Annotated in this window: 13 protein-coding genes; 9 read left to right on the forward strand and 4 right to left on the reverse strand. The window is 67.5% G+C overall.

All coding sequences use genetic code 11. From position 1 onward, the window contains the following. Window positions 1-56 precede the first annotated feature (56 nt). Both K0O62_RS10850 and K0O62_RS10855 read left to right on the forward strand, forming a co-directional pair. Entirely contained in the window at window positions 57-1,007 is a 951-nt protein-coding gene (locus K0O62_RS10850; protein WP_073856000.1) for a metal-dependent hydrolase, read from the forward strand. After that, window positions 1,000-2,142, forward strand: coding sequence for a DUF7802 domain-containing protein (locus K0O62_RS10855; protein ID WP_073856001.1), 1,143 nt, complete (start codon window positions 1,000-1,002; stop codon window positions 2,140-2,142). The genes K0O62_RS10850 and K0O62_RS10855 overlap by 8 nt, the downstream gene beginning before the upstream one ends. Window positions 2,143-2,206: 64 nt before the next feature. Here K0O62_RS10855 and K0O62_RS10860 read toward each other — a convergent pair whose 3' ends face one another. Beyond that, on the reverse strand, window positions 2,207-3,046 hold the full coding sequence (locus tag K0O62_RS10860; RefSeq protein WP_073856002.1) for an aldo/keto reductase: 840 nt from the start codon (window positions 3,044-3,046) through the stop codon (window positions 2,207-2,209). 7 nt (window positions 3,047-3,053) lie between these two features. Continuing rightward, on the reverse strand, window positions 3,054-3,902 hold the full coding sequence (locus K0O62_RS10865; protein WP_073856003.1) for an aldo/keto reductase: 849 nt from the start codon (window positions 3,900-3,902) through the stop codon (window positions 3,054-3,056). Between K0O62_RS10865 and K0O62_RS10870 the strand changes: the two genes are divergently transcribed. The 7 genes from K0O62_RS10870 to sepIVA all read left to right on the forward strand — a co-directional run bounded on the left by K0O62_RS10870 (window position 3,901) and on the right by sepIVA (window position 11,813). Continuing rightward, window positions 3,901-4,983: an alpha/beta hydrolase gene (locus K0O62_RS10870; RefSeq protein WP_073856004.1), complete on the forward strand. Its 1,083-nt coding sequence runs from the start codon at window positions 3,901-3,903 to the stop codon at window positions 4,981-4,983. The genes K0O62_RS10865 and K0O62_RS10870 overlap by 2 nt on opposite strands. A gap of 9 nt (window positions 4,984-4,992) precedes the next feature. Beyond that, on the forward strand, window positions 4,993-5,733 hold the full coding sequence (locus tag K0O62_RS10875; RefSeq protein ID WP_073856005.1) for a DsbA family protein: 741 nt from the start codon (window positions 4,993-4,995) through the stop codon (window positions 5,731-5,733). Next, window positions 5,730-6,347, forward strand: coding sequence for a vitamin K epoxide reductase family protein (locus K0O62_RS10880; protein WP_079244402.1), 618 nt, complete (start codon window positions 5,730-5,732; stop codon window positions 6,345-6,347). Before K0O62_RS10875 ends, K0O62_RS10880 begins: the two co-directional genes overlap by 4 nt. A gap of 157 nt (window positions 6,348-6,504) precedes the next feature. Continuing rightward, window positions 6,505-9,948 (forward strand): pyruvate carboxylase, encoded by a 3,444-nt coding sequence (locus tag K0O62_RS10885; protein WP_073856204.1) that lies wholly within the window; start codon window positions 6,505-6,507, stop codon window positions 9,946-9,948. Beyond that, entirely contained in the window at window positions 9,945-10,499 is a 555-nt protein-coding gene (gene rsmD, locus K0O62_RS10890; protein ID WP_073856006.1) for a 16S rRNA (guanine(966)-N(2))-methyltransferase RsmD, read from the forward strand. The genes K0O62_RS10885 and rsmD overlap by 4 nt, the downstream gene beginning before the upstream one ends. Before the next feature lie 11 nt (window positions 10,500-10,510). Then, entirely contained in the window at window positions 10,511-10,987 is a 477-nt protein-coding gene (gene coaD, locus K0O62_RS10895) for a pantetheine-phosphate adenylyltransferase (protein ID WP_073856007.1), read from the forward strand. Between the two features lie 88 nt (window positions 10,988-11,075). Next, entirely contained in the window at window positions 11,076-11,813 is a 738-nt protein-coding gene (gene sepIVA, locus K0O62_RS10900) for a cell division protein SepIVA (RefSeq protein WP_073856008.1), read from the forward strand. A gap of 72 nt (window positions 11,814-11,885) precedes the next feature. Here the strand turns inward: sepIVA and K0O62_RS10905 are convergent, their stop codons facing one another. Together K0O62_RS10905 and K0O62_RS10910 are read right to left on the reverse strand one after the other, a co-directional pair. After that, window positions 11,886-13,112, reverse strand: coding sequence for an SfnB family sulfur acquisition oxidoreductase (locus K0O62_RS10905; protein WP_073856009.1), 1,227 nt, complete (start codon window positions 13,110-13,112; stop codon window positions 11,886-11,888). A gap of 95 nt (window positions 13,113-13,207) precedes the next feature. Then, window positions 13,208-14,545, reverse strand: coding sequence for a trimethylamine monooxygenase (locus tag K0O62_RS10910; RefSeq protein ID WP_073856010.1), 1,338 nt, complete (start codon window positions 14,543-14,545; stop codon window positions 13,208-13,210). Window positions 14,546-14,569: the final 24 nt, after the last annotated feature.

The following is a 14,569-nucleotide window of genomic DNA, read 5'->3' on the forward strand; positions in this document are numbered from 1 at the left end:
ACCGGTAATCATACAAGTAAACGTTGATGCGTATGATCGTGTGATAGTTTCCGGCCATGACCAACCTGCAAGTACGCAAGATGCGGTTCGGCTTCGCCGATCACGACGTCCCCTTCCTGTGGAACGAGGCCAACCCGGCGTTCTCCGCGATGGCCAACGCAGTGTCCTTCCTGGCGATCGCGTTCGAGAAGATGATCGTCACCACCATGACCGAGGCCAAGCCGCTGCTCACCGACCCGGTCATCGCCGAGGAGGCCGACGCCTTCACCCGGCAGGAGGGTCAGCATTCGATGGCCCACCGCCAGCACGCCAAGGGGCTCATCAAGGCCTACCCGGCGCTCAAGGAGACCCTCGACGAGGTGATCAAGTCGTTCGACGACCTGGTCGCCACCAAGTCGCTGAAGTACCGGCTGGCCTACACCGCCGACCTGGAGGCGACCTTCACGCCGGTGTTCAAGCTCATGCTCGACAACGACGACCGGTTGTTCGCCCCCGGCGACGACCGGGTGGCCTCACTGTTCCTGTGGCACTTCGTGGAAGAGGTCGAACACCGCAGCTCCGCGCTCATCATCTACGACGGACTCGTCGATGACCCCTGGTACCGCATGCGGGTCGCGCCCTCGGTCTTCAAGCACGTGCTCGACGTGGTCCGGATGGCCTGCGAAGGCTTCAACAAACACCTTCCGCTGGAGGTGCGCAAGGTCGACGCCATGTCCGCGTTCGCGTTGGAAGGCCGAAAGAACAAGCTGCTGAGGCGAATCGGGCTTCGCCCCGACTACGGCCCACTGGAGAACGCTTTCGCCGGTCTGTCCAAGCGCGAGATGGCCGCCGCACTGGTCGGCATCGTGCGCAGCCAGATCCCCGGCCACAACCCAGAACACGAAAAGCTCCCGGTGCTGGCCGGAGAATGGTTCGATCGCTTCGACGCCGGTTACGACGTAACCCAGTGGTACACGGCGAACACGCCCGCCGCCGGCTCCGAGGACAAGAAAGCAGCCGATGTCTGATCTGTGTGCGCCCACATTCGAGCAACTCGCCGAACGGATGGGCTTCTCCTGCGCCGAGGCCGGGGGCCTGGTGGAACTGCGCAGTCCGTTCGCGCTGGAGAACTGGACGCTGCCGGTGCTGGAGCTCACGGTGATCGTCGGCGCAGTCCTGGCACTGGTGTACGCGATCACCCGGTACCGGCGCCACGGTGATGCCACCAACCTGGTGCTGTGGTTCGGCGCCATCGCCTATCTGGCGATCATCGAACCGCCGCTGTACTTCCCGGCGCAGTTCGGCATCGCCGAGTACGTCGACACGATGTTCGCGCACAACGTGTTCACCGTCGACTTCCTGTGGGGACGACTACCGCTCTACATCATCGCGATCTACCCGATGATGGCCACCATCGCCTTCGAGATCGTGCGCACCCTCGGGGTGTTCCGGCGGTACGGCGCCCTCGTCGGGGCGGTGTGCGTCGGATTCGTCCATCACGCGTTCTACGAGATCTTCGACCACCTGGGCCCGCAACTGCGGTGGTGGGAATGGACGCTGGACCATCCGATGGCCCAGCCGTTCCTGGACTCGGTGCCGCTGCCCAGCATCGTGGTGTTCGCCACGCTCTGGCCGATGTCACTGGCCTTCTGCGTGCAGTTCTTCGTCGGCCGCCACGTCGACCGGGGACAGCGGTTCACCGGGTGGCAGATCCTCTGGCGCACCGTCGTCGTCGGCGTGCTCGCGTCCATCGGCACCGTGCTGCTGCCCGCGCCCGCCACGATCATCGGATCGTTCACCAACTTCACCGTGATGGGTGTGGTGTACGCGCTGGAACTGGTCGCGATCACCGTCGTCGCGGTGCCGGTGCTGGTCAAGCAGTGGCAGCGGCTGCGCAACACCCCGGCGGGGGCCACCGAGGCGCGGCACACCAGCCCGCTGATGGTGCGCTTCGGCGTGGGCTATCTGGTGGTGATGGCGGTGCTGTGGGTGACCGCGCTGCCGGCCTACTTCGGCGCCGTCGACGGCGTCACCGACAACGGTGACCCGATCGGCAGCCTGTGGTACACCGCACTGTGTTTCGTGATCGCGGGCCTGAGCGCCTTCGCCGCGCTGACGGTGAGCGCCACCAAGACCGAGAAGGTGCCCGCCCCCGTCGCCTGATACGACTTCGGCGCGTTTACGTACGTTCTCCGTACGTAAACGCGCCGAAATCGTGGTCTGCGACCTAGGTCCCGGTGTAGGTGGTGGGGTCCGGGCGGTAGCGGGTGCCGTCATCGAGCGCGGTCAACGCGGCCAGATGCTCGGCGGCCAGCTCGAAGCCGAACACGTCGAAGTTCTCGGCGATGCGTTCGGGCGACTTCGAGCGCGGGATCACCACATTGCCCTGCTGCAGGTTCCAGCGGATCAGCACCTGGGCCGGCGTCTTGCCGTACTCGGCGGCCACCGCGGTCACCGTCGGGTTCTCGAGCAGCTTGCCGACGCCGAGCGGGCTGTACGCCTCGGTCACGATGCCGCGCTCCGCGTGCTCGGCGCGCAGCTCGGTCTGCACCAGCTGCGGGTGCAGTTCGATCTGGTTGACCGTCGGCACCACATAGGACAGGTCGATGATGGTGGCCAGGTCCTCGGACGTGAAGTTCGCAACGCCGATCGACTTGGTCAGCCCGTCACCCTGGATGCGCATCAGGCCGCCCCAGCTGTCGACGTATTTGCCGGTGTCGCCGCCGGGCCAGTGGATGAGATACAGGTCGACGTACTCCTGGCCGAGCCGCTCCAGGCTGGCCTTCGCGGCGTCCTGGGAGGCCTGGAAGCCCTGGTCCGGCGTGGCCAGCTTGGTGGTCAGGAAGATCTCGGAGCGCGGCACGCCCGATGCGGCGATGGCGCGGCCGACGCCCGCCTCGTTGCCGTAGGCGGCCGCGGTGTCGATGAGGCGGACGCCGATCTCCAGCGCCGCCGCGACCGCGCGCTCGGCCTCGGTGTCGGAAAGCTCACCCACTCCGATACCGAGTGTCGGGATGGTGTTCTCGTCGCTCAAGCTGATGCGTGGCGCCGCAGCTGCCGATGTCATGTTCTGCCTAACCTGTGAAATTGAATGTCCGTGGATCGGGACCCAGGCGGGTGCCGTTGTCGAGCGTGGCGATGGACGCGATGTCCTGTTCGTTGAGTTCGAAATCAAACACGTCGAAGTTACTCGCGATCCGGTCGGGGTGCACCGACTTCGGGATGACGATATTACCCAGCTGAAGATGCCACCTAATCAGCACCTGGGCTGGCGTTTTACCATGGGCCTCGGCCACCGCCACCACGGCGGGTTCGCTCAGCAGGGCGCCCTGGCCGAGCGGGCTCCAGGCCTCGGTCGCAATGCCCAGCTCGGCGTGCACCTCGCGCAATTCCTGCTGCGGGAACCGCGGATGCAGTTCGACCTGGTTCACCGCGGGCACGATCCCGGTGCCGTCGATCAGGGTCCGCAGATGCTCGGGCGCGAAGTTGCTGACGCCGATGGACCGAACCCGGCCCTCGTCACGCAGGGTCGCGAAAGCCTTGAAGGTCTCGACGAACGCGTTCACCTCGGGCATCGGCCAGTGGATCAGGTAGAGATCGACGTAATCGACGTCCAGGCGTTTGACGCTGTCGTCGAACGCCCTGAGGGCCTTGTCGTATCCGTGCTCGGAGTTCCACAGCTTGGTGACCAGGAACACGTCCTCGCGGGGGACACCGTTGTCGGCCGCGCTCTTGAGCGCCTGCCCGACCTCGCGTTCGTTGCGGTAGGCGGCCGCGGTGTCGATGTGCCGGTAGCCCGTCGACAACGCGGCTTCGACGGCCTGCCGGGTCTCCTCGGGCGCGGTCTGCCAGACTCCCAACCCGACCGTGGGAATGGAATTACCGTCGTTCAGCGACAGCGTGGGATTCGAAAGGCCAGTCATGACTCAAAGTCTGCCAGCCCGGCGGCAGCCGAGCCCGGCGCGCCTCAAGATGGCGGCAGTCGCCAGCCGATTTTCGCTGCCGCTGATGGCACGGATTCCGGACCCCGTGAAGCGGGTGATGCTGGGCCGTCGTTCGGTCACCATCGACGGCAACACCCTGGACACCACGCTGCAGCTGATGCTCACCGCACAGCGGGCCTCGGGGGTCGGCGGGCTCGTCGCCAGCGACGACGTCGCCGTCTCCCGCAAGCAGCTCGGCGCGGTGGCCGGCGCCTTCGGCACCCCGATCGTCGTCCCGGTGCGTGACTTCACGATCCCCGGCCCGGCGGGGGAGTTGCCGGTGCGGCACTACCGTGCCGACTCGGGCGCGCCGCTGCTGGTTTTCCTTCACGGTGGTGGTTTTGTCCTCGGCGGTATCAATACCCACGACGCGCTGTGCCGGCGGATCTGCCACGACTCCGGCGTGCACGTGCTGTCGGTCGACTATCGGCTCGCGCCCGAGTACAAGGCGCCCGCCGCCGCCGAGGACAGCATGGCCGCCTACCTCTGGGCGGTGCAGCACGCCGACGAGTTGGGCGCCGATCCGCAACGGGTGGCCGTCGGCGGGGACAGCGCCGGCGGAAACCTCGCCGCGGTGGTCACCCTGACCGCCCGCGACACCGGCGCGCCGCTGCCGGCACTGCAACTGCTCATCTACCCGGTGACCGATATGGCCGGGGAGACCGTCTCCAAGAACCTGTTCGCCGACGGCTTCTTCCTCACCAAGGCCGACGTCGAGTGGTTCGACCGGCACTACCTGCAGGACGCGGCCGTCACCAGCAGTGATCCGAGGGTGGCGCCGCTGCTCGCCGACGATCTGTCGGGACTGTCACCGGCCCTGGTGCTGACCGCGGGGTTCGACCCGCTGCGCGACGAGGGCCGGGCCTACGCCGCCGCACTGGCGGCCGCGGGCGTGCCGGTGGACGCGCGGGAGTACGGGTCACTCACACACGGTTTCGTCAACTTCTTCCCGCTCGGCGGGGGCAGTGAGGTGGCGCTCACCGACCTGACCTCGGCGCTGCGTGCTCATCTCAGCCGGTAGGCTGCACCCGTGGCGAACAAACCGAAGAAGCAGGCCAAATACGACTTGAAGGCCGCCGACCGCAAGCGCAACCTCCTCGTCCAGATCGGGCTCACCTCGATCGTGGTGCTGTTCGCGGTCGCACTCGTGCTCTACATCGTGCTCTCGGGCGAGACCCGGCCGGAGGCCGGCGAGGCCCGCGCGGTTCGCGTCGAGTCGAGCGATGTCGTCAAGAAGGACGACGGTATCGAGCCCAAGGTTGTCCTGTCCGTCTACGAGGACCCGCTCTGCCCGCACTGCGGCGCCTTCGAGAAGGCCTTCGGCCCGACCATCAACAAACTCATCGACGGCGGAGCGATCGCGGTCGACTACTACATGGTCGGGATCCTGAACAGCGCCGGGAACCAGAACTACTCGTCGCGGGCCAGCGGTGCCGCCTACTGCGTGGCGGATGAATCGGTCGAGGCGTTCCGCCGCTTCCACGGCGCGCTGTACGCCCAGCAGCCCAGCGAGACGGGCGGCATCTACCCGACCAACGCTCAGCTCATCGAGACGGCGCGCCAGGCCGGTGCCGGGGGCAAGGTGCCCGAGTGCATCGACAAGGGCCGTTACGTGGAGATGGCGGGCGGCATGGCCAAGGCCACCGAGATCAACGCCACGCCGACCGTGCGCATCAACGGCGAGGACTACCAGTACAGCACTCCGGAGGCCCTGGTCGGCAAGGTCAAGGAGATCGTCGGCGACGTACCCGGGATGCCCGAAACATCGTGACCGTCGCCACCGATCTCGATTCGACCGACACCTCGGCCGGACGCAGCGGTGTGCGCCGTTCCAGTGCGATCGGTGTGCTGATCGCCGGGGTGCTGGGGCTGGCCGCCGCCGCGGCGCTGACCGTCGAGAAGATCGAGATCCTCATCGATCCGAGTTACATCCCTTCGTGCAGCCTGAACCCGGTGCTGTCCTGCGGATCGGTGATGATCACCCCGCAGGCCTCGGTATTCGGCTTCCCCAACTCCTTGATCGGCATCGTCGGTTTCACCGTGGTGCTGGTGACCGGGGTGCTCGCCGTCGCGCGGGTGAGCCTGCCCCGCTGGTACTGGGCGGGGTTGGCGATCGGCACCGCGCTGGGCACCGTGTTCGTGCACTGGCTGATCTTCCAGAGCCTCTATCGGATCGGGGCGCTGTGCCCCTACTGCATGGTGGTCTGGGTGGTGACCATTCCGCTGTTGGTGATCGCCGCGTCGATCGCCCTGCGTGCCGACACCGCCACCGGGGTGGCGGGCGCGCTGTACCAGTGGCGCTGGTCGCTGGTGGCGCTGTGGTTCACCGCGGTGTTGCTGATGATCCTGGTTCGTTTCTGGAATTACTGGTCGACGTTGCTGTAGTTCGTCGATGGCCGGGATGTTTCCCGGACTTCACACCCGGGGGCTGCGGCTCGGTGAGTTATCCGCAGGTCAGTATCCTCATACCACCGCTTCCTCAGGGGGGTGACGGAGCGAAGGCCGGGGCCATCGTAATCCGAACATGAAGGAGACGAGTTCGATGATTTCGAAGCTCTTGGTGGCCAATCGCGGCGAGATCGCGATCCGTGCGTTCCGTGCGGCGACCGAGATGAACATCTCCACGGTGGCGGTGTATCCGTTCGAGGATCGCAATTCGTTGCATCGGCTCAAGGCCGATGAGTCGTATCAGATCGGTGAGTCCGGGCATCCGGTTCGGGCGTATCTGTCGGTGGACGAGATCATCCGGGTGGCCAAGCATGCCGGTGCGGATGCGGTGTACCCGGGTTATGGCTTCCTGTCGGAGAACCCGGAGTTGGCTGCGGCGTGTGCCGCGGAGGGCATCACGTTCGTGGGGCCGTCGGCGGAGGTGTTGGAGCTGACCGGGAACAAGGCGCGCGCGATCGCGGCGGCCCGGGAGGCCGGGTTGCCGGTGTTGGCGTCCTCGCAGCCTTCGGCCTCGGTGGAGGAACTCGTCGAGGTCTCGAAGTCGATGCAGTTCCCGCTGTTCGTGAAGGCGGTGTCCGGGGGCGGGGGCCGCGGGATGCGCCGGGTCGCGGAGGCTTCCGGGTTGGCCGAGGCCATCGAGGCCGCCTCGCGTGAGGCGGAGTCGGCCTTCGGTGACGGACGCGTCTACCTGGAGCAGGCGGTGATCAACCCGCGCCATATCGAGGTGCAGATCCTGGCCGACGGTGCGGGCAATGTGATCCATCTGTTCGAGCGGGACTGCAGTCTGCAGCGGCGCCATCAGAAGGTGATCGAGTTGGCGCCGGCGCCGAATCTGGATCCTGCGGTGCAGGAGAAGATCTGCGCGGACGCGGTCGCCCTGGCCCGGCATATCGATTATTTCTGTGCGGGCACGATCGAGTTCCTGCTCGATGAGCGTGGCCATCACGTGTTCATCGAGTGCAATCCGCGGATTCAGGTGGAGCACACGGTGACCGAGGAGATCACCGATGTGGATCTGGTGTCCAGCCAGCTGCGGATCGCGGCGGGGGAGACGCTGGAGGATCTGGGGCTGGCCCAGGATTCGATCCACATCCGGGGTGCGGCGATGCAGTGCCGGATCACCACCGAGGACCCGGCCAATGGTTTCCGCCCCGACACCGGGCGGATCACCGGCTACCGGTCCCCGGGTGGGGCGGGTATCCGGCTGGACGGCGGTACTCACACCGGGGCGGAGATCAGCGCGCACTTCGACTCGATGCTGGTGAAGTTGACGTGCCGGGGGCGGGATTTCGGGATGGCCGCGGCGCGGGCCCGGCGCGCGTTGGCCGAGTTCCGGGTGCGCGGGGTATCGACGAACATCCCGTTCCTGCTCGCGGTGATCGATGACCCGGATTTCCGGGCCGGGCGGGTGACGACGTCGTTCATCGATGAGCGTCCGCAGTTGCTGACCGCGCGCACCCCGGCCGACCGGGGCACCAAGATCCTGAACTACCTGGCCGAGGTGACCGTCAACAAGCCGCACGGGGAACGCACCTCGACGGTCTACCCGCACGACAAGTTGCCCCCGCTGGACCTGCGGACCGCACCGCCCTCGGGCTCCAAGCAGAAACTCGAAGAACTCGGCCCGGCGGGTTTTGCTGCGTGGCTGCGTGATTCGCCTGCGCTCGGGGTCACCGATACCACGTTCCGGGATGCCCACCAGTCGCTGTTGGCCACCCGGGTACGGACCAACGGTCTGCTACTGGTGGCTCCGCACATCGCCCGGATGACCCCGCAGTTGTTGTCGGTGGAGTGCTGGGGTGGGGCGACCTACGATGTGGCGCTGCGGTTCTTGAAGGAAGACCCGTGGGAGCGCCTGGCCGCGCTGCGCGAGGCGATACCCAACATCTGTCTGCAGATGCTGTTGCGGGGCCGTAACACGGTGGGCTACACCCCGTACCCGGAATCGGTCACCAAGGCGTTCGTGGACGAGGCGACCGCGACCGGGGTGGACATCTTCCGGATCTTCGACGCGCTGAACAATGTGGAGTCGATGCGCCCCGCGATCGACGCGGTGCGTGACACCGGGACCGCGGTGGCCGAGGTGGCGATGTCCTACACCGGGGATCTGTCGAATCCGGCCGAGGATCTCTACACCCTGGACTACTACCTGCGGTTGGCCGAGCAGATCGTGGCTGCCGGTGCGCATGTGCTGGCCATCAAGGACATGGCTGGGCTGCTGCGCCCGCAGGCCGCCACCAAACTCGTCGGCGCGCTGCGTGCACGCTTCGATCTGCCGATCCATGTGCACACCCACGACACCCCGGGCGGGCAGCTGGCCACCTATCTGGCGGCCTGGACCGCCGGGGCGTCCGCGGTGGACGGGGCCTCCTCGCCGTTGGCCGGCACCACCAGCCAGCCGGCGTTGTCGGCGATCGTCGCGGCGACCGCGCACACCGAGTTCGACACCGGTCTGGACCTTTCCGCGGTGTGCGATCTGGAGCCCTACTGGGAGGCGCTGCGCAAGGTGTACGCACCGTTCGAGGCGGGATTGCCGGCCCCGACCGGGCGGGTCTACACCCACGAGATCCCGGGCGGGCAGCTGTCCAATCTGCGCACCCAGGCCGTGGCGCTGGGGCTCGGCGACCGTTTCGAGGAAGTGGAGAACGCCTACGCCGGTGCGGACCGGGTGCTGGGGCGCCTGGTCAAGGTCACCCCGTCGAGCAAGGTCGTCGGCGATCTGGCGCTGGCCCTGGTGGGTGCCGGCGCGGACGCGAGCGAGTTCGCCGCCGACCCGGCTCACTTCGACATCCCCGAGAGCGTGATCGGTTTCCTGCGTGGCGAATTGGGGGATCCGGCCGGTGGCTGGCCGGAACCGTTGCGCACCAAGGCACTTGAAGGCCGCGGGCCGGCCAAACCCGAGGTGGAGCTGTCCGCCGAGGACGAGGCGGCGCTGGCCCAGCCGGGCACCAAACGGCAAGCGGTACTCAACCGGTTGCTGTTTCCGGGCCCCACCAAGGAGTTCGAGGCACACCGCGATCAGTACGGCGACACCTCGATGCTCAGCGCCAACCAGTTCTTCTACGGTCTGCGCCAGGGCGAGGAACACCGCGTGCTGCTCGAGCGCGGGGTGGAACTGCTGATCGGTCTGGAGGCGGTCTCCGAGGCCGACGAGCGCGGGATGCGCACCGTGCTGTGCATCCTCAACGGGCAACTGCGCCCGGTGCTGGTGCGCGACCGCAGCATCGCCAGTGACGTCGCGGCCGCCGAGAAGGCCGACAAGACCAACCCCGATCACGTCGCGGCCCCGTTCGCCGGGGTGGTCACCGTCGGGGTCGCCCCCGGGGACAAGGTCGAGGCGGGCCAGACCATTGCGACCATCGAGGCGATGAAGATGGAGGCCGCCATCACCGCGCCCAAGGCCGGCACCGTCGCCCGCATCGCCGTCACCGGCACCGCCCAGGTCGAGGGCGGGGACCTGCTCGTGGTCGTGGGTACGGCGGGCTCGGGGCACCTCCCGCGTGCGGGGGAAAGCGAAGCGACCGGGGGATCAGCCTGACTCGGATCATCGCCGGCGCGTACGGCGGGCGTCGAATCTCGGTGCCCGCCAGTGGAACCCGTCCCACCACCGACCGGGTCCGGGAATCGTTGTTCAACGTGCTGGCCGCGCGGCTGGACTTCGGCGGGATCGCGGTGCTCGACCTGTACGCCGGATCGGGTGCGCTCGGCCTGGAGGCGTTGTCGCGGGGGGCGTCTTCGGTGCTGCTGGTGGAATCGGATCGCCGCGCCGCCGGGGTGATCGAGGCCAATATCGCCGCGCTCGGCGCCAAGGGCGCGGTGGTGCGCCGCGGCCCGGTCGAGAAAGTGGTGCAGGGCAACCCGACCCGTCCGGTCGATCTGGTGTTTGCCGACCCGCCGTACGAGGTGAAGGCCGCAGCCGTCGAGGCGGTGCTGGCCGCGCTCCTCGCGCACGGCTGGGTGCGCCCGGGTGCGCTCGCGGTGATCGAGCGGCCGGCCGGCGGCCCGGCGCTGGCCTGGCCGCCGGGCTGGGAGGCCGACGACGAGCGCCGCTACGGTGACACCCGACTGGAGTTCGGCGTCATCGCGTAGCGTCTCGGTCCATGAGTGGCGCCGTATGTCCTGGTTCGTTCGATCCGGTCACCCTTGGTCATGTCGACATCTTCGAGCGGGCCGCCGCCCAGTTCGACGAGGTCGTCGTCGCCGTGCTGGTGAACCCGAACAAGAAGGGGATGTTCAGTTCCGAGGAGCGCATCGAACTGATCCGTGCCTCGACGACGCATCTGCCGAATCTGCGGGTGGAGTCCGGGTCCGGGCTGGTGGTCGATTTCGTCAAGGAGCGCGGGCTGACGGCGATCGTCAAGGGCCTGCGCAGCGGCACCGACTTCGAGTACGAGCTGCAGATGGCGCAGATGAACAAGCACGTCGCCGGCGTCGACACGTTCTTCGTGGCGACCACACCGCAGTACTCGTTCGTGTCGTCCTCATTGGCCAAGGAGGTCGCCCAGCTCGGCGGCGACGTCAGCGACCTGCTGCCCGAGCCGGTGAACGCCCGGCTCAAGGAGAAGCTCGGGCGCTGATCTGCGACACACCGGGGCGTAAAACACCAGTCACACGAGTAACACCAGGCACACTGGTCACTAACAACTACGCCTGGAGGGTGTTGCCGTGTACCGAGTGTTCGAGGCGCTGGACGAACTGAGCGCAATCGTGGAAGAAGCCCGTGGCGTGCCGATGACCGCCGGCTGCATGGTGCCGCGCGGTGACGTGCTGGAGTTGCTCGACGACATCAAGGACGCCATCCCCGGCGAGCTCGACGACGCCCAGGACGTCCTGGACGCCCGCGATGCGATGCTCAACGAGGCCAAGGACCATTCCCAGTCCATGGTGGCCACCGCCTCGGCCGAGGCCGATTCCATGGTGAACCACGCCCGCGGGGAAGCCGACCGGCTGCTCGCCGACGCGAAGTCCCAGGCCGACCGGATGGTCGCCGAGGCCCGGGCGCACAGCGAGCGGATGGTCGCCGAGGCCCGTGAGGAAGCCGGCCGCATCGCCGCGACCGCCAAGCGTGAGTACGAGGCCGCCACCGGACGGGCCAAGTCCGAGGCCGATCGCCTCATCGAGAACGGCAACATCTCCTACGAGAAGGCCGTCCAGGAGGGCATCAAGGAGCAGCAGCGCCTGGTGTCGCAGACCGAGATCGTGCAGACGGCGACCGCCGAGGCCACCCGCCTGGTCGACACCGCGCACGCCGAGGCCGACCGGCTGCGCGGCGAGTGCGACATCTACGTCGACAGCAAGCTCGCCGAGTTCGAGGACTACCTCAACGGCACCCTGCGTTCGGTGAGCCGGGGCCGCCACCAGCTGCGCACCGCGGCCGGCACGCACGACTACGCGACCCGGTAAGCCACCGAATTACGCGAAATGGTCGCCAGCCCCGCAGGGTTGGCGACCATTTCGCGTATCTGGGCGTGGCCGTCAGATCTGGCCGTGCCGCGGCGGCTGTGTCCCGGACAGCGTGTAGCGCCCGATGTGCTGCAGCTTCCAGCGGGTCGGATCGTGCAGGGTGTGGGTGCGGGCGTCACGCCAGTACCGGGACAGGTTCGCCGTACCGGAGGCGCTGCGCGTCCCACCCAGTTCGAACAGCGTGCTCGACGCCTCCAGGCAGGCCCGGGTCGCGGCCACCTTGGCCACCGCTACCGCGATCGACGCCTGGGCCGTGCTGTCGGCGTCCAGATCGGCCTGTGCGGCATCGACGGCGCGGCCCGCCTCGACCAGCAGGGCCTGCGCGCCGCGCACCGTCACGGTGAGCTCGCCGGCCAGGTTGATCACCGTCGGGTCTTCCGCCGAGGAGTCCACCGCCGCCTCGAAATGCGGACGGGCCTTGGCCGCCTGGCGAACCCCTTCGTCCAGCGCGGCGGTCGCGATACCCACATCGAGCGCGGCGTGCAGCAGCTGCGCCCGCGCGCCATACACCGTGGGCTGCTTGAAGATCGGGGTGAAGCCCACCACCTGGGCGGCAGGCACCCGCACCGCGTCCAGCGTGACGGTGCCCGAGGCGGTGGTGCGCTGCCCCATGCCGTCCCAGTCGTCGACGACCGCCACACCCTCGGTGTCGGCCGAGAGGTAGGCCAGCGCCTTGGGCGTCGAGGAGGTCGGCGTCTCGTCGGGATGATCGGGCAGCGAGGCGCGCACCACGATCCAGTCGGCGAACAGCGCGCCGGTGGAGTAGAACTTGCGGCCCTCGAGCACGTAGTCGCCGGTCTCGGTGCGCACCAGGGTGGTGGTGTCCACGTCGATCGGGTGTGGTCCACGCTCGGACTGGGCGTTGGCGAACAACGCGCCGCCCAACACCTTGTCGTAGAAGAACGCCTGCTGCTCGGGGGTGGCCTGGAGCCGCAGCGCCTCCAGGAAGGTGAAATGCGAATGGGGGATCTGGCCCAGCGACGGGTCGCCGTGCGCGATCAACCGGAACACCTCGGCCAGCACCGTCGCCGGCGCATCGATGCCGCCGTGCTCGACGGGTACCGAAAGGGCCAGCAGCCCGGACTCCTTCAGTGCCTGCACCTGCTCACGCGGCAGATCGCGATCGGCATCGCGGGCGCTGGACCCGGCCGCGAAGACGGCGGACAGTTCGGCCGCGACGGTCAGTGCCTGCTCGACGTCGGCGATTCGGGTGGCGGCCGACGGAAAATCGGAGGTCACGGAACGGAGGTGCGGGGTTGGAGATGGAGTCACCTCGGGAGAATGCCCGAACCGTCCGGGCTTGTCACGGGTTCAACTCAGCACGATTCTGACATTCAACGCTTCAGGAACCGGGCCAAGCTGTCATCGAGCTCGTCCCACCACGTCGAACTCGGCACCGGTCCGACCGTCCCGGTGCACGGCGAGGTGAAGGACTTGTCGCGGTAACCGGTGATGCTCTCGTCCTTGTCGTGCTCCCAGGTGACGAAATGCGCACGGACCAGCTCGATATCGAATTCCGCATAGTCGGTCAGCGATATGAGTTCGCGCACATAGTCGGTCTGGAAATCGATCTGCTCCATGACGCTGTCGACCGCCGCGTATTTGGCCAGCCACCCGGCGACGTCGGCAGCCATCGCGTCGGCCTCGGGCAGCGGCAGCCGGCCCAGCACCACATCGCGGGCGACGAACGCCTGCGCGTCGAACATGTTGAAGGTGTAGTACTGATCCTGCATGCCCAGGTACAGCAGCTTGGGATTGGCGGTCCACACCACGCCCTTGTACAGGCCCGGCGGGTAGAGGTTGTTGGTGGTCTGCAGCCGCAGTTCGGGGTCGATGAACGGAAAGTGGTGCTGGTAGCCCGTGCACAGGATGATGGCGTCGACCTCGCGGGTGCTGCCGTCGGCGAAGTGTGCGGTGCGGCCGTCGAGATGTTGCAGCGCAGGCACTTCGGTGATGCCGTCGGGCCAGCCGAAACCCATCGGCGCGGTGCGGTAGGCGATGGTGATGGACTCGGCGCCGTACTTGAGCGACTGCAGCGCGATATCCTCCGCGGAGTAGCTGCTGCCCAGGATCAACAGGTTCTTCCCGGCGAATTCGACCGCGTCCCGGAAGTCGTGCGAATGCAGGATGCGGCCCGGGAAGGACTCGAAGCCAGGGTATTCGGGCACGTACGGCGTCGAGAAGTGCCCGGTTGCGACGATGACGTGGTCGAAAATCTCGGTGCGCAGCACACCGGGGCCGGTCTCCCAGGACTCCACCGTGACGGCGAATGACCGGCCGTCGTAGGTGACATCGCGGACCGCGGTGTCGAACCGGATGAACTGGCGCACATTGCTCTTCTTGGCCCGCCCGACGATGTAGTCGTAGAGCACCTCGCGGGGCGGGAAGGACGGGATCGGGCCGCCGAAATGTTCGTCGAAGCTGTAGTCGGCGAACTCCAGGCATTCCTTGGGCCCGTTCGACCACAGGTAGCGGTACATGCTGCCGTGCACCGGATCTCCGTGCGCATCGAGGCCGGTGCGCCATGTGTAGTTCCACAACCCGCCCCAGTCGCTCTGCTTCTCGAAGCAGACCACCTCGCCGACGTCGATGCCGTCGAGGCGGGCCTGTTCGAACGCGTGCAGCTGTGCCAGGCCGCAGGGGCCGGCACCGATCACGGCGGTCCGGGACATGTTTCCTCCTTGGTGTTCGAGTGG

It is taken from the genome of Mycolicibacterium diernhoferi (assembly GCF_019456655.1).
Lineage (GTDB): Bacteria > Actinomycetota > Actinomycetes > Mycobacteriales > Mycobacteriaceae > Mycobacterium > Mycobacterium diernhoferi.